The organism is Sphingomonas sp. Leaf20, assembly GCF_001421535.1.
In the GTDB taxonomy this organism is placed as follows: Bacteria; Pseudomonadota; Alphaproteobacteria; order Sphingomonadales; family Sphingomonadaceae; genus Sphingomonas.
Genome location: NZ_LMKN01000001.1, coordinates 921,185 through 936,908, shown reverse-complemented (window position 1 = coordinate 936,908; position 15,724 = coordinate 921,185). Strand labels below are relative to the sequence as shown.

10 protein-coding genes are annotated in these 15,724 nt (G+C 67.6%); 2 read left to right on the top strand and 8 right to left on the bottom strand.

Annotation, left to right across the window (positions count from 1 at the left end; translation table 11 throughout):
- Positions 1-287: 287 nt before the first annotated feature.
- From ASE72_RS04265 to ASE72_RS04240, 6 genes are all read right to left on the bottom strand, one after another.
- A complete protein-coding gene (locus ASE72_RS04265; protein ID WP_031393111.1) occupies positions 288-1,085 on the bottom strand; it encodes a LytR/AlgR family response regulator transcription factor in 798 nt (265 codons plus the stop codon).
- Positions 1,082-2,260, bottom strand: a complete 1,179-nt coding sequence (locus ASE72_RS04260) for a sensor histidine kinase (protein WP_082445778.1) — start codon at positions 2,258-2,260, stop codon at positions 1,082-1,084. The genes ASE72_RS04265 and ASE72_RS04260 overlap by 4 nt, the downstream gene beginning before the upstream one ends.
- A 172-nt stretch (positions 2,261-2,432) precedes the next feature.
- A complete protein-coding gene (locus ASE72_RS04255) occupies positions 2,433-5,732 on the bottom strand; it encodes a TonB-dependent receptor (RefSeq protein WP_056017045.1) in 3,300 nt (1,099 codons plus the stop codon).
- Positions 5,733-5,945: 213 nt separating this feature from the next.
- Positions 5,946-8,090, bottom strand: a complete 2,145-nt coding sequence (gene ligA, locus ASE72_RS04250) for an NAD-dependent DNA ligase LigA (RefSeq protein ID WP_056017042.1) — start codon at positions 8,088-8,090, stop codon at positions 5,946-5,948.
- 40 nt (positions 8,091-8,130) lie between these two features.
- Positions 8,131-9,795, bottom strand: coding sequence for a DNA repair protein RecN (recN, locus tag ASE72_RS04245; RefSeq protein WP_056017039.1), 1,665 nt, complete (start codon positions 9,793-9,795; stop codon positions 8,131-8,133).
- Positions 9,796-10,152: 357 nt separating this feature from the next.
- Positions 10,153-11,121 (bottom strand): outer membrane protein assembly factor BamD, encoded by a 969-nt coding sequence (locus tag ASE72_RS04240; RefSeq protein WP_056017036.1) that lies wholly within the window; start codon positions 11,119-11,121, stop codon positions 10,153-10,155.
- Between the two features lie 236 nt (positions 11,122-11,357).
- Between ASE72_RS04240 and ASE72_RS04235 the strand changes: the two genes are divergently transcribed.
- Positions 11,358-12,182, top strand: a complete 825-nt coding sequence (locus ASE72_RS04235) for a class I mannose-6-phosphate isomerase (protein WP_056017033.1) — start codon at positions 11,358-11,360, stop codon at positions 12,180-12,182.
- A 55-nt stretch (positions 12,183-12,237) separates the two neighbouring features.
- Here ASE72_RS04235 and ASE72_RS04230 read toward each other — a convergent pair whose 3' ends face one another.
- Positions 12,238-12,597: a hypothetical protein gene (locus ASE72_RS04230; RefSeq protein WP_056017030.1), complete on the bottom strand. Its 360-nt coding sequence runs from the start codon at positions 12,595-12,597 to the stop codon at positions 12,238-12,240.
- A 361-nt stretch (positions 12,598-12,958) separates the two neighbouring features.
- Positions 12,959-14,287 (bottom strand): MFS transporter, encoded by a 1,329-nt coding sequence (locus ASE72_RS04225; RefSeq protein WP_056017027.1) that lies wholly within the window; start codon positions 14,285-14,287, stop codon positions 12,959-12,961.
- 219 nt (positions 14,288-14,506) lie between these two features.
- Between ASE72_RS04225 and ASE72_RS04220 the strand changes: the two genes are divergently transcribed.
- Positions 14,507-15,718, top strand: a complete 1,212-nt coding sequence (locus ASE72_RS04220) for a ubiquinol oxidase subunit II (protein WP_056017024.1) — start codon at positions 14,507-14,509, stop codon at positions 15,716-15,718.
- Positions 15,719-15,724 lie beyond the last annotated feature (6 nt).

Genomic DNA, 15,724 nt, shown 5'->3' with positions numbered 1-15,724 from the left:
GTTCGCGGCGGCCGCCCCATGCTTGCCGTCATCCTGACGGAGGTCAGGATCCAGGGTTACGGGTGGGGGCGCTTGCGGCTCTGGGTCCTGACTTTCGTCAGGATGACGGGGGTTTTGCTGGTCGGGGTGCGGGGCGTGGGTTCGCAGCGAGGCCGCATGGGTTCTTGGCCCGCGGCGGCCGCCCCATGCTTGCCGTCATCCTGACGGAGGTCAGGATCCAGGGTTGCGGGCGGGGCGCTTGCGGCTCTGGGTCCTGACTTTCGTCAGGGTGACGGCGGGGGGATGGATCAGTGGACGAAGCGTGCCACGACGTCGCGGTAGGAGCGCGAGACCTTTACGCTCGCGCCCGAGTTCAGCACCAGGAAGCATTCGCCGTTGGTATGCGGCTTGACCTGCTTGACGAGGTCGAGGTTGACGATCGTCGAGCGGTGGACGCGCTGGAAGCGGCGCGGGTCGAGGCGCTTTTCGAGGTCCTTCATCGTCTCGCGCAGGATCAGCGTGTTGTCGCCGGTATAGATGCACATGTAATCGCCCGCCGCATCGATCCGCTCGATCGTGTCGACGTCGACGCGGAAGATCTGGCCGCGATCCTTGATGTTGATGAGCTTTTCGAAGCGGTTGGCAGAGACCGCGTCGCCGTCGGGCATGTCGGCCGCGGCATCGGGGGCGACGTCGGCGAGCACTTCGCGCAACCGGTCGACTTCCTCGACGCCGCGCTTTTCCGAGAGACGCTGGCGGACGCGCTCGATCGTGTCGGCGAGCCGCGATTCCTCGACGGGCTTCATCAGATAATCGACCGCCTGCGCCTCGAACGCGCGCAGTGCGTGGTCGGAATAGGCGGTGACGAAGACGAACAAGGGCGGCTCGACCTCCATCAGGCCTTGCACGACGGAGAAGCCGTCAAAGCCCGGCATCTGGATATCGAGGAAGACGAGATCGGGCTTGTGCGTCTTGATCGCACGAATCGCCTCGCGGCCGTTCGAGCATTTTTCGATGATCTCGACGTCTTCATGCGCCTGGAGGCGCAGTTCGAGCCCCTGGATCGCCAACGGCTCGTCGTCGACGAGAATGGTACGGATGGTCATGCGGCCTCTCTGTTCACGTCTTCAAGCTGATAGGGAATCTCGATCTCGACCGAGAAGCCCCCAGCGGGCGTGGAGCGGGTTTCAAAACGATGGTCGGGCCCATATGCCTGCACCAACCTGTCTCTAATATTAGCGAGCCCCACGCCGGTGGAAAGGCTTGGACTGATCCGGCCATCGATCAAGCCCGGTCCGGTATCGGATACGGCGATCTGCACCCGTTCCCCGGCCAGCCGCACGGTAACACAGATTTCCGCGCCCTCTTCCTGCGGCGTGACCGCATATTTGATCGCGTTCTCGACCAGCGGCTGAAGCAGCAGCGACGGCAGGCGCGCGCGTTCGGCGCGCGGATCGATGTCGAATTTGGGGCGCATCCGGTCCTCGAAGCGCATCTTCTCGATCTCCAGATACAGCTTCAGCTGGTCGACCTCCTGCGCGACGGTGACGTGCGCGGTCGGCTCGTTCGCCAGCGTATAGCGCAGGAACGACGACAGCCGCGACAGCATCGCGTTCGCGCGCTCGGTCTGTTTGAGCAGCACCAGCGTCGAGATCGAGTTGAGCGTGTTGAACAGGAAATGCGGATTGAGCTGATAGCGCAGCATCGCGAGCTGCGCCGACGACGCCTGGTTCTCGAGATGCTCCATCTGATCGATCTGCTGCTCGACGATCAGGTAGAAGTTGATCCCGAAATACAGCGCCGACCAGCCCGCCAGCGTGACGAAGTTGAGGAACACGAAGCCGAGCATCCGCGTGATCGTGATCCCGGGCGTCGCGGTCTGGATGAACGAGAAGGAAAACGCGTCGAGCACCGCGTAGAGGAAGGTCGCGGCCGCCAGCGTCGCGATCGTCAGGAACAGCCCGATGAGGCGCGGGATGCGGCGATAATAGCCGTACATCGTCGAGAGCAGCAATGTGATGCAATAGCCGACGATCGCCTCGATGATGACGGGGATGATCGAGGTGAGCGTGAGCCCGTTCGACACCGACGAGACGCCGCGCAGCATGAGATAGCCGCTCCACCCGACCGCCTGCAGCGTCCAGAACGCGCGCGCCTTGTTCTCGAAGAACGGCCGCGCCGAAAAGGGCAGGCGCGGCGTCGTGCCGGGATACGCGGCAGGCGGTGCGGCGGGGGTCTTGCCGGCGGCGGTGCCGGGGGGCGGGGCGGGAGAACTGGCCATGATTGGCCGCGGTCTTACACGGCGGCGGCGGCGCGCGCAAAAGGGCTTGGGGGTATTGGTGTTTTTCGCAGACGGGGTGCTGCGCCGGGGGGGCTGGTGGAGGGGCGGGCACGAAAAGGCCGCCGTTCCCGGGGGAACGGCGGCCTCATGACCGGTCAGGCCATCGCGACGCTTAGAAGGTGAAGCGCGCGCCGAGACGGATCAGGTAAAGCGATCCGTTGAACACCGGCGACACGGCGGTCGCAGGCTCGCGGAACGACGAGTAGCGATACTGGGCGCAGGTCTGGCCCGCGTTCGCGTTGGGGACAGCCGTGGCACCCGTCGGGGTCGCAACGGCAAGGCACTGAACCGTGACGACCGATGCGGTGGACGGGAAGGCGAGCTGACGCAGGCCGCCCCACTTGCTGTTGAGCAGGTTCGGCAGGTTCTCGATATCGCCGAACAGCGTGACGCGCGACTTTCCGATGAAGGTCGGAACCTCCTGCTCGAGGTGGAGATCGATGCGCGTGAAGGCGCGGCTGCGGGCAATGTTGCGACCCGCGATCCGGCCGCGATACTTGTTCAGCTCGGTGTTGCTGATGAGGCCCTCGAGCTGCGTCTGCGTGTTCGCGTTGTCGTAGCTCACGAGCGGATCATTGGCGCCGGTCGGTACGTAGAGCAGATAGCGGTTGTTGTTCGACAGCGTGCCGAACACCGGGCTGCGCGCCGACGAGCCGTTCGAAGCCTGATCGATCATCGTGAAGCTGTAGTTGCGGCCCGCACGCGTCTCGCCGAACAGCTGGATCGCGGTACGATAGTCGCCGAAGAACGCGTGATCGAAGCCGATGTTATACTTGAACGCCCAACGCGTCTCGTCGTTCGAGCGGCCATAGGCGGCGAAGTTCGGATCGACCATCGCGCCGTTGCCATAGTTCGACAGCGCGGTCGACGAGGTGGCGGGCGTCGCGTCCTTCACGTCCTGCCAGGTGTAGCTGCCGCCGAGCGACAGGCCCCAGTCGAACGTCTTGGCGGCGCGGACGTCGAACACATGGCCACGACCACGGTCCGTGTTGCCGAGCACGATGTCGGTGTTCGTATCGGTGAAGCTGATCCCGCCGGCGCTGGTCCGAGCGGCATAGCGCGGGCGACCATCGGGCAGGCGCCCGACAACGACCGAGCGTGCGTCGCTGAACTGAACCTGCTGGATGACCTGCGAGTAGATATAGTCGGCGCCGAACTGGATGCCGAACAGGTCGTAATCCGCCGACAGCGTCGCCTTGAGCGTCGACGGGAGGTCGAAGCCGGGTGCGATCGCGTTCACGGGCGCGGTCGACAGCGATCCGGTGTTGGTCGACAGGAAGCCCGACAGCGCCGCCGGGATGGCCGCACCGTTGACGTTGTTGAGCGCGGCGTCGCCAACCGCGAGCGGCTGGTTGTACCCCGACAGGCCACTGGCGGTGCGCGTCACGTTCACCTGGTTGGTGACGACGCCGGTGTTCGAGAAGCTGTTCGACAGATAGACGTCAGGAGCGCCGCCCGCGAACACGCCCGCACCGCCGCGCAGCTTCAGGCCCGAGACGGGGGTCTTGAAGTCGAAGCTGATGCGCGGCTGGAACGCGCCGAGGCCCTTGAAGGTCTTGGTGTTGGTGAAGCCGACGCGGCTCTGGAAGTTGGCGTTGGCGGGAACGCGGCTCTGCATGTCGTACAGGTCGTAGCGCGCGCCATAGGTCAGGTTCAGCGTGTCGCTGACGCGCCAGCTGTCCTGCACGCCGAACGTGTACTGCTGATACCCGAAGTCCGCGGCGGCGTCGGCGGTGTTGAGCGAGACCGCATCCTGATAGGTGACCGAGTTCGCCCGGCGCGCCTGGAAGTCCGCGATCGAGTCGAAATAATAGTTACCGGCGGTGTTCTGCAGGAACAGGTTGTTGATCGTGACATGCGCGAACTCGCCGAGCAGGCGGATGCTGTGGTCACCGGCCGTGACGTTGGCCAGCGCCGAGCCGCCGAACGTCTCGGTCGCGAAGGTGTTCGACTGGCTGGCGCTGTCGGGACCGAAGGTGATGATTGGGGTGCCCGTGCTGCACGTCAGCTGCCCGCCGGCGCTGCCGACCGAGTTCGGATCGAGGCAGACGCGGAACTGCGCGAAGTCGTTGCCGCGCAGCGGGTCACGCGTACGCGTATAGCGCTTGTAGGTACCGCGGATTTCGGTCGAGAAGGTGTCGCTCCAGTCCGAGTTCAGCTGCGCGATGCCGGCACGGAGCAATTCGCCGAGCTTGTACCCGTTCGAATCCAGCGAGAAGCCGGGGGTCGCGTTGTTGACGGAGTTGCTGCCGCTGACGACGAACGAGTCGAACGCGTTGACGTAGGACAGAGCGAGCTTCTGGCCATCGGTGATGTTCCAGTCGAGCTTGCCGACGATCTTCTCGTCCTTCTGCTGCGCGATCGTCAGGATCTGGCCGGCGTCATAACCATAGACCGACTGCGCGATGTTGGCGACGTTGGTCACCTGCGCCTCGGTCAGGAAGCCGGTGCCGAACGGCACCTGCGATGGCGACGACACGGTCAGCGGGCGCGCTTCGGTGTTGCGCTCGGCCGAGACCATGAAGAACAGCTTGTCCTTGATGATCGGGCCCGACAGCGTCGCGCCGTAGGTCTCGGACTTGAAGCTGGTCGCGGGGCGCTTGAACGACCCGATCCGCTCGCCGTACAGCCCGTCGGTGTTCTGTGAATAGAAGCCCGTGCCGTGGAATTCGTTGGTGCCGGACGCGAGCGTGGCGTCGATCGCGCCGCCCTGAAAATTGCCCTGGCGGAAGTCATACGGCGCGATCGAGACCGAAACCTGCGCGATCGCATCATACGGGATCGGGCCGCGCGCGGTCGGGCTGGCATCGGGGTTCAGACCGAAATTGTCGCTGACCGAGACGCCGTTGATCGAGAAGCGGTTGAAGCGCGGGTTGCTGCCAGCAAAGCTGACGGCGCGGTTGTTCGACAGATCGAGCGTGGCGAACGGGTCGCGACGCTGGATGTCGCGGATGTCGCGGTTCACCGAGGCGACCTTGGCGATGTCGCGCGCGCTGAGCACCGTCTGGGGGCCGTCCGACGAGGTGCCGGCGCCACGGATCGACGACGCGGTGATGACGATCTCTTCGCTCTCCGCATTGCCGCCCGCTGCGAGTTCGATGGGGAGATCGAAGGGCTGGCCGATGACGGTGTAGATGTCGGTGACGCTGCTGTTACCCTGCGCCGACGTGACGTCGACGGTGAAGGGGCCACCCGACCGGAGACCGGTTGCCGTGAACGTGCCGTTCGCGTCGGTCGTGGCGGTCGAGCGCGAGCCCGACGGGACATGGGTGATCGTGACGGTTGCCGCACCGACGGGCGCGCCCGCCGACTGTACGGAGCCGCGGATCGTGGCGGTCGTCTCCTGTGCCGATGCGGCCATCGGTGCGATCAGCGCAATCGCCGCCGCACCCAGGAAAAGGTTGTTACGCATTAGAAATGTCCCCTTTGAGCTTTTGCTCGAGATCCGCGACGTGTCGTTCGGTCAGCCGCGCCCCTGCGCCCCAAATATTTCGGTTCCATGACATTGGCGAGTCGCGAGTTGCACGCGATGCACTCCGTCATATTGCGTTGCAAAAAAGCCACGCTCGCGCGCCGATCACGCGCGAATGGAACCAATCTCGATCAAGTGCGTGCCGCGCGATGCTCAGGCGGCGGCGACGATCGCGGCCCATTCCGCCTCGGTGATCACGCGGATCCCGAGGTCGGTCGCCTTTTTGAGCTTCGACCCCGCGCCGGGGCCGGCGATGACGAGGTCGGTCTTGGCCGAGACCGACGCCGCGACTCGCGCGCCGAGCAGCTCGGCCTGCGCCTTGGCCTCGTCGCGGCTGAGCGTCTCGAGGCTGCCGGTGAAGACGAGCGTCTGGCCCGTCACGTCCGAATCGCGCGTCTCGTGGACGACATCGAGCGGGGTCACCTCGCGCAGCAGGTCGAACACGACCGCGCGGTTGTGCGGCTCTGCGCAGAAGCCGATCAGCGCGTTGGCGACCTCGGGACCGACGCCCGCCGTCTCGATCACGCCGACGAGCAGCTTGTCGCGGCGCAGGACATATTTGCGCTCGGGCTCGCCGATCACGGGCGTGATGCTGTGGTAGAGGAACACCGCGCGGCGCAGCATGCTGCCGAGCGCCCTGGCCGAGCGATAGCGGCGCGCGAGGTCGCGCGCGGTGATCTCGCCGACATGGCGGATACCGAGCGAGAAGAGGAAGCGGTCGAGCGCGATCTGGCGGCGCGCGTCGATCGCGGCGATCAGCTTGGCCGCCCAGACGCGGCCGTCCTTCTTGCGCGCGACGAGCTGTTCCTCGGTCAGGCGGAAGATGTCGGCGGGCGACTCGATCAGCCCGTCGCGGAAGAACGCCTCGACCAGCGTCTGGCCGAGCCCGCCAATGTCGAAGGCGTGGCGCGAGGTGAAGTGGATGAGCCGCTCGACGCGCTGCGCGGGACAGATCAGCCCGCCGGTGCAGCGATAGACGACCTCGCCCTCCTCGCGCTCGGCGGCCGACCCGCACTCAGGGCAGAGCCGGTCGAAGACATAGGCGGGGCGATCCTCGGCGGCGGTCAGGCTCTCGACGATCTGCGGGATAACGTCGCCCGCGCGCTGGACGAGGACGCGGTCGCCGACGCGGACGCCGAGCCGCTCGATCTCGTCGAAATTGTGAAGCGTCGCGTTGGTGACGACGACGCCGCCGACGGTGACGGGGTCGAGCCGCGCGACCGGGGTCAGCGCGCCGGTGCGGCCGACCTGGATGTCGATCGCGTTGAGCGTGGTCTGCGCGCGCTCGGCGGGGAATTTGTGCGCGATCGCCCAGCGCGGTGCGCGTGCGACCTGGCCGAGTCGCGCCTGCCAGTCGAGCCGGTCGACCTTGTACACCACGCCGTCGATATCGAAGGGGAGCTCGGCCCGGCCCGCCTCGATCGCGCGGTAGACTCCGAGCGCGCCGCGTTCGTCCTCGACGCGCGCGAACGCGTCGGCGACCGCGAAGCCCCAGGCGCGGAACTGGTCGACGATCGCGGACTGTGTCTCCGCGGGGACGGCGCTTGCCTCGCCCCAGCCATGCGCGAGGAAGCGCAGCGTGCGTTCGGCGGTGATGCCCGCGTCCTTCTGGCGGAGCGAGCCCGCGGCGGCGTTGCGCGGGTTGGCGAACTGGCGCGCCTCCTTGCCGGTCTGCGCGGCGTCCGCGAGCAGGCGGGCGTTGAGCGCGGCGAAGTCGGCCTTTGCCATGTACACCTCGCCGCGGATCTCGAAGATCGCGGGGTAGGGGGGCTCGCCGCCGAGCATCTGCGGGATGTCGGCGATCGTGCGGACATTGGCGGTGACGTCCTCGCCGACCTGGCCGTCGCCGCGGGTGAGCGCCTGGACCAGCCGGCCGTCCTCGTAGCGCAGCGAGCAGGACAGGCCGTCGATCTTGGGCTCGGCGGTGAGCGCGACGGGGGCGTCGTCGGCAAGCTTGAGGAAGCGGCGGACGCGGCCGACGAACTCCTCGACCTCCGCGTCCGAGAACGCGTTGTCGAGGCTCATCATCGGCTTGGCGTGCGCGACCTTCGACAAATGCCCGGCGGGCGCGGCGCCGACGCTGCGGCTCGGCGAATCGGCGCGGACGCTTGCGGGGAAGGCGGTCTCGATTGCGGTGTTGCGGCGGACCAGCGCGTCATAGTCCGCGTCGCTGATCTCGGGCGCGTCGTCGGTGTGATAGCGCGCATTGTGATAGGCGATGCGCTCGGCGAGCGTCGCCAGCTCGGCGGCGGCCTCCGCTTCGGTGGCGGGAAGGGCGGACGTGGGCAGCGCGGTCATGATCGCGGGTTAGGCACGCGTCCTCCGCGCGGCAAGGGTTTCAGGCGGTTTCGAGCAGCCGTTCGGCCTGCGCGCGCGCCTCGTCGGTGATCGTCGCACCCGAGAGCATGCGGGCGATCTCCTCGCGGCGCTCGGCCTCGTCGAGCGCGCGGACGCCGGTACGCGTGACGGTGCCGTCGTTGCTTTTCGCGATCAGCAGGTGCTTGGCGCCGCGCGCCGCGACCTGCGGGCTGTGCGTGACGACGAGCAGCTGCGTGCTCTGCGCGAGGCGGGCGAGTCGCTCGCCGATCGCGCTGGCGACCGCGCCGCCGACGCCGCGGTCGATCTCGTCGAACACCATCGTCGTCGCGCCGCCTTCCTCCGCGAGCGCGACCTTCAAGGCGAGGATGAAGCGCGACAATTCGCCGCCGCTGGCGATCTTGGTGAGGCCCGCGAACGGCGCGCCGGGGTTGGTCGAGATCTCGAACTCGACGCGGTCCTTGCCCGCGCCCGACCAGCCGTCCTCGCCGAGCGGGGCGCAGACGGTGCGGAAGCGGGCGGCGTCGAGTTTCAGCGGCGCGAGCTCGCCCGCGACCGCGGTATCGAGCCGCAGCGCCGCCTTGGCACGGCGGGCGGACAGCGCGTCCGCGGCCTTGTCGTACGCGGCGCGCGCCTTGGCGAGCGTTGCCTCGAGTACCGCGATCCCGCCTTCGCCCGCGTCGAGCCGTTCGAGCCGCGCGCGCATCTCGTCGGTCAGCGCGGCGAGGTCGTCGGGCTGGACGCGGTGCTTGCGTGCCATTGCGCGGAGTTCGAACAGCCGCGCCTCGTCGTCCTCGAGGCTGCGCGGATCGTAGGCGAGGTCGATGCGGGCATCGCGCATCCGCTCCTCGGCGACCGATCCCTCGATCACCGCGCGGTCGACCGCGGCGAGCGCGTCGGCGAGCGCGACATGGTCGCCCGCGATCCGTTCGAGCACGCGCGCGGCCTGGCGCAGCTTGGCGAGCCCGCCGTCCGAGCCTTCGAGATAGTCGTCGATCGCCGACAGGTCGTCCGCGATCTTTTCCGCGCGCTGCATCGAGCGGCGGGTGTCGGCGAGCGTCTCCTCCTCGCCCGGCTCGGCGCCGAGCGCGGTGAGTTCGGCGACGGTATGTTCGAGCCAGTCGCGGTCGCGCGCGGCGCTCTCGATATCCGCGCGCGCGGTGGCGAGTGCATCCTCGGCGTCGCGCAATGCGGCCCAGGCGCGCGTCGTCGCGGCGGGTTCGGTGCGGCCGAAGATGTCGAGCAGCGCGCGGTGGCCGCGCGGGTTGAGCAGGCCGCGTTCGTCATGCTGGCCGTGGATCTCGACGAGCGTCGGCGCCATTTCGCGGAGCAGCCCGGCGGAGGCGGGCTGGTCGTTGACGAAGCCGCGGCTGCCGCCATCGGCCTTGACGATCCGGCGGATGATGAGCGGTTCGCCCGTCTCGATCGTCAGCCCGTTCTCGTCGAGCAGCGCGGTGAGCGGCGTGCCGGGGGCGGGGGGATCGAAGGTCGCGGTGACGACCGCCTGCGCGGCACCGTGGCGGACGAGCCCGCTGTCGCCGCGGCCGCCGAGCGCGAGCCCGAGCGCATCGAGCAGGATCGACTTGCCCGCGCCGGTCTCGCCGGTCAGCACGCCGAGCCCCGGGCCGAAGCCCAGGTCGAGCGCCTCGATCAATACCACGTCGCGGATGGAGAGTTCGGTCAGCATCGGTTCGTCCCTTAGACGATCCGGATGCGAAAATGATCCCCCAATGTTCCGTCTGGTTTGACGGGGGGGCGGGGGGGGGCGGTTCGCGTTACTGCGGCGCTCTAGTCATTACCCTCTCCTCGTCATCCTGACGAAAGTCAGGATCCAGGGTTACGAGCGCTGCGGTCTGTGGCTCTGGATCCTGACTTTCGTCAGGATGACGGGTTGGGGGAGACGGGCGCGTCTGCGGCTCTGGATCCTGACTTTCGTCAGGATGACGCGGGGGGGGGCGGGCGCGTTTGGGGCTCTGGGTCCTGACTCTCGTCAGGATGACGTTGAGTGGGGGACGGGACGAGGGGGGGGCGGCCCCCCCCCTGCTCAGTTGCCGGGGGTGGTGCGGGTGGTGCCGGCGGGGCCGACGGGGCCGGCGCCGCTTGGGGCGGCGGAGCCCGAGCCGCCATTGCCGACCGAGCCGGGAATCGCCGGGGCCTCGCCGAGGCCGGCGGCGGGGAGCGCGCCGGGGGTGCCCGCGGGGACGACCTGCGCGCCGGTCGCGATCGGTGCGAGCGGCTTGACCGGGTGCTCCTGCATCAGCTTGTACGCGCGCTGGTACCAGGCGGTGCCGGGATAGTTGCGGCCGAGCACCGCCGCGGCCTTTTCGGCCTCGATCGGGACGCCGAGCGCGAGATAGGTCTCGGTCAGCCGCATCAGCGCCTCGGGCGTGTGCGTGGTCTGCTGATACTGGTCGACGACGGTGCGGAAGCGGCCGTTTGCCGCGAGCCACTGGCCGCGCGTCTCGTAGAAGCGGCCGATCTCCATCTCCTTGCCGCCGAGATGGTCGTTGACGAGATCGATCTTGAGCCGTGCGTCCGACGCGTAGCGCGTGTTGGGATAGCGGCGCATGAGTTCGCCGAGCGCGTCGAGCGCCTGGCGCGTGATCTTCTGGTCCCGCGTCACGTCGGTGATCTGCTCGTAATAGCCGAGCGCGATCAGGTAATAGGCATAAGGGGCGTCGCGATTGCCGGGGTGGACCGAGATGAAGCGCTGCGCCGACTGGATCGACTTGGTGTAATCGGCGTCGAGATAATAGCTGAACGCGCTCATCACCTGCGCGCGGCGGGCCCAGATCGAATAGGGATGCTGGCGCTCGACCTCGTCGAAGAGCTGCGCCGACTCCTTGTACCGCCCCTGATCGAGCCGGCGCTTGGCCAGCGAGTAGAGCGTGCCGACGTCGCGCGCGACATAGGGAATGTCGGTCGAGGTGCGCGAGCTCGCGCATCCGGCCATCGGGAGCGCTATGGCGGCGAGGAGCGCGATCGTGAGCGCGCGAGACTGGGGGATACGCATGGACGTCGTCCTTAGCGTAACCGGGGCCGCACGAACAATCCCCTTCGGCGGGGGGATTGCACGGGGGATCACGCGGGGGGATCGCACGGACCTCGAGCAAACGCGCCGGGGCGAACCGGCGGGGTCGGATCGGACGCGCACGACCCGCGTTAACACCCGCGTTAACAGCGTCTCGCCACCGGGCGTCGCGAGGGCTATGTCCGAGCCGATACGCCCGACGTCAGAAGGAATAGCCTATGCCCGCCACCCTGCTCCACACGCATCGTGTCGAGAAGCCATGGGGGCGTCACACCCTCTGGCCCGGTTTCGACGATCCGGCGCCGGGTTCGCCGCCGATCGGCGAGGTGTGGTTCCAGGAGCCGGGCGACACGACCCCCGATCTGCTGATCAAGTATCTGTTCACGAGCGAGAAACTGTCGGTGCAGGTGCATCCCGACGACGACCAGGCGCATGCGCGCGGGTTGCCGCGCGGCAAGGACGAATGCTGGACGGTGCTTGCCGCCGAACCCGATTCGACGATCGCGGTCGGGACGAAGACGCCGATCTCGCACGAGGAACTGCGCGCCTCCGCGGTCGACGGGACGATCGAGGACAAGCTCTACTGGAAGCCGGTAAAGGCGGGCGACTTCATGTACTGCGCGTCGGACACGATCCATGCGATCGGCGGCGGGCTGACGGTGATCGAGGTGCAGCAGAATTCGGAAACCACGTACCGCCTCTATGATTATGGCAGCGACCGCGAACTGCATCTCGACGACGGCATCGCGGTGTCGGACCCCGTGCCCTATCAGCCGATCACCTCGCCCGGTCGCGTGTCGGAGGGGCGGACCATCCAGGTCGAGGGGCCGAAATTCGTGCTCGAGCGGTGGAGCGGGCGCGACCATGCGGTGACGCTGCCAGAGGGCAAGACCGGCTGGCTGATCCCGGTCACGGGGTCGGGCTCGGTCGCGGGCGTCGATTTCAAGGCGGGCGAGTGCGTCACGGTGACGGGCAGCGAGCAGGTCGTGCTGGGCGACGATGCCGACGTGCTGTTCGCCTATTCGGGCACCACGCGGATCTGACGCGGGGCGGCGAATCGGGGTTCGCCCCGGTTCGCCGCATTTCAAACGCGCCGCGTCAGGCGGTGACGCGCGCGATCAGCGTGTCGATCTGCGCGCGGTGAAATCCGGCGGCGACGAATCGCTCGATCTCGGCGGCGGGGAGCGCGAGCCCCTTGCGCCATGCGTGGACCGCGATGCGGCGTAGCGCCTCGAGCCGCGGATCCGCGAGCGGCGCCTGCGCGGCGATCCCGAAGATCGCGCCGAGCGCGCGTGCGACCCGGCCGCGACTCGACAGGCTGGCGACGCTGTCGTTGCGCGCGAGCAAGATGACGTTCCACTCGAGCGCCGAAAACCCCGTGCGCGCCGCGATGACACGGCTGCCACTGGCCGAACCGGCGGGGGCGGCGAACAGGTTGTCGAGGTCGAGATAGGCCATGATCGGGTCTCTTCGGATGGGCAGTTCGGATGGGCAGGCGGGCACGTCGCACCAGCGCGCGACGCGGTTGGGATGGGCAGGCGGTGATCGGCGAGGCGCAGGGCGTTCGCGAACCGGGCGCCAACCGGGTCGTGTCCGACGCGGCGTGGCGGTATAGCCCGATCGTCTTCGATACCGTCCGGTACAGTACGGTCTTTCGCGCGTCAATCGGCGCGCGCGACGGGGCCGGCGGATTTGCGACGAGCCGTTGCCGTAACGTCAACCGCCGCCGCAGGGCTGCGACGGCGGATTGGAGCGCGCGAGGTGAGGGACCGACAGCGGGACGCGCAAGGCGCCCTGTCACGGTGTCGTCGTTTGCGGGTCAGCGCTCGTTCGCGCGCTTCGCCAGTTCCTTGTTCACGCCGAGCGCGATCAGCGTGCAGACCGCACCCGAGAAGAGATACGCGCCACTGGCGGCGAGCCCAAGTTCACTCGACAGGACGAGCGCCGCGAGCGGGGCGAAGCCCGCGCCGAACAGCCAAGCGAGATCGGTCGTCAGCGCGGAGCCGGTATAGCGGTGCGTCTTGCCGAGGCTGGTCGCGAGCGACCCCGACGACTGGCCGAACGACAGGCCGAACAGCAGGAAGCCGATGATCATGAACGCCCATTCGCCGGTCGGACCGCCGCTGAGCAGCATCGGTGCGCCGATCGCGAACAGCGCGATCAGCACCGCGGTGCTGCCGAGCAGCGTACGGCGGCCGATCCGGTCGGCGAGCAGCCCCGAGACGAGCGTCGCGCCGAGACCGATCGCGGCACCGATGACCTCGATCGTCAGGAAGCGGCCGGGCGTTTCCGAGGTGAAGAGCACGATCCACGAGAGCGGGAACACGGTGACCATGTGGAACAGCGCGAAGCTGGCGAGCGGCGCGAACGCGCCGAGCACGATCGTGCGGCCTTCTGCGCGGATCGTGTCGAGCACGGGCGCGGGCTGAAGCGCGCGCGATTCGAACAGCGTCTCGAACTCGGGCGTGACGACGAGGCGGAGGCGGGCGAAGAGCGCGACGACGTTGATCGCGAACGCGACGAAGAACGGATAGCGCCAGCCCCAGTCGATGAAGTCGGCGGCGGGCAGCGTCGCGACGAAGAAGGCGAACAGACCGCTGGCGACAAGCAGGCCGAACGGCGCGCCGAGCTGGGGCAGCATCGCGTACCAGCCGCGGCGACCCTCGGGCGCGTTGAGCGACAGCAGCGAGGCGAGGCCGTCCCATGCGCCGGCGAGCGCGATGCCCTGCGCGATTCGCAGCAGCGACAGCAGCACGACCGACCAGTTCCCGACCTGCTCATAGCCGGGCAGGAAGCCCATCGCGACGGTCGCGGTGCCGAGCAGGAACAGCGCCATCGTCAGCTTCGCGCTGCGGCCATAGAGACGGTCGACCGCGATGAAGATGATCGACCCGAACGGACGCGCGATGAAGGCGAGCGCGAAGACCGCGAACGAGTAGATCGTCCCCTGCAGCCGGTCGACATAGGGGAAGACGAGCGCGGGGAAGACGATCACCGAGGCGATCGCATAGACGAAGAAGTCGAAGAATTCCGACGTCCGGCCGATGACCACGCCGATCGCGATCTCGCCGGGCGAGATCTTTTTGCCGTGATCGTGGAGATCGCGGGTATCGTCCTCGAAAGACGTCGATCCTGCGTGTGCACTCATTCTCAAACTCGCTTCCGTGAGGCGGCACGCCGCCCATGGCCTGTTCGGACGGCGCATTGATCATACGCCGTTTTTTCACCTGCGGGCAGGGCCTTTCGGACTCTCTCCGTAACGCCTATGTCTGTCGCAGCATGAGCGCCATGCCTTTGCTGCAGTGCGGCGCCCATTGGACAAATTGTCCACTATGGTATGACCGAACTGCGGCGTAGGGGCGAGCGTATGACCGCCGAGCTATCGAATTCCAGGCCTAGATCCTGGCTCTTACGCGCAGCCGCCGTGCTGCCCGCGCTGCTGATCAGTGGGTGCAACTGGGTCGTGATGTCGCCGTCTGGCGATATTGCGGTGCAGCAGCGCGACCTGGTGCTCATTTCCACGGGGCTGATGCTGCTGATCATCATTCCGGTGATCGTGCTGACGCTGCTGTTCGCCTATCGCTACCGCCAGGCGAACAAGGCCGCGAAGTACGAGCCGAACTGGGATCACTCGATCGGCCTCGAGCTGCTGATCTGGGGCGTGCCGCTGCTGATCATCATCGCGCTCGGCGCGCTGACATGGACGAGCACGCATCTGCTCGACCCGTATCGCCCGCTCGGCCGGATCTCGGCGCAGACCAGCGATGTCGGCGAGAACGCGCCGATCGGCCAGCTTTCGGACAACCAGCAGACGATCACGGGCGGCAAGCCGCTCGACGTCCAGGTGGTCGCGCTCGACTGGAAATGGCTGTTCATCTATCCCGAATACGGCATCGCGACGGTCAACGAGCTGGCCGCGCCGGTCGATCGCCCGCTGCGTTTCAAGATGACGTCGTCGTCGGTGATGAACGCGTTCTACATCCCGGCGCTCGCGGGCATGATCTACACGATGCCCGGGATGGCGACGACGCTGCACGCGGTGATCAACAAGCCCGGCAACTATGAGGGCTTCTCTTCGCATTACAGCGGCGCGGGCTTCTCGGGGATGCGCTTCCGCTTCCACGGCGTGTCCGACGCGGGCTTCGATGCCTGGGTCGCCAAGGTCCGGAACGGCGGCGGCGGGCTGAACCGCACCAACTACATGCAGCTCGAAAAGCCGAGCGAGAAGGTCCCGGTCCGCTATTTCGGTGCGGTCGACGGCGGGCTTTTCCAGGCGATCGTCGAGCAGTGCGTCAAGCCCGGCAAGGCATGCATGTCCGACCTGATGAAGAAGGACGCGCATGGCGGCATGGCGATGCCCGGCGTCAACGGCGGGAGCGGTCCGCAGGACGGCTCGACCCGCGTCGAAGGCGCGCTGATGAAGGATGCCGACGAGAAGGGCAACGCCCCGCACTGGTCGGCACCCGCGACGACGAAATCGGACGGCGGCAACAATGCCCCCGGCGCCTCGCAGAACCGCAACCACACGCAAATGATCCCAGTGCCGACACCCGGCACGCAACGCCTCGCCCTCGGCTAGGTCAAG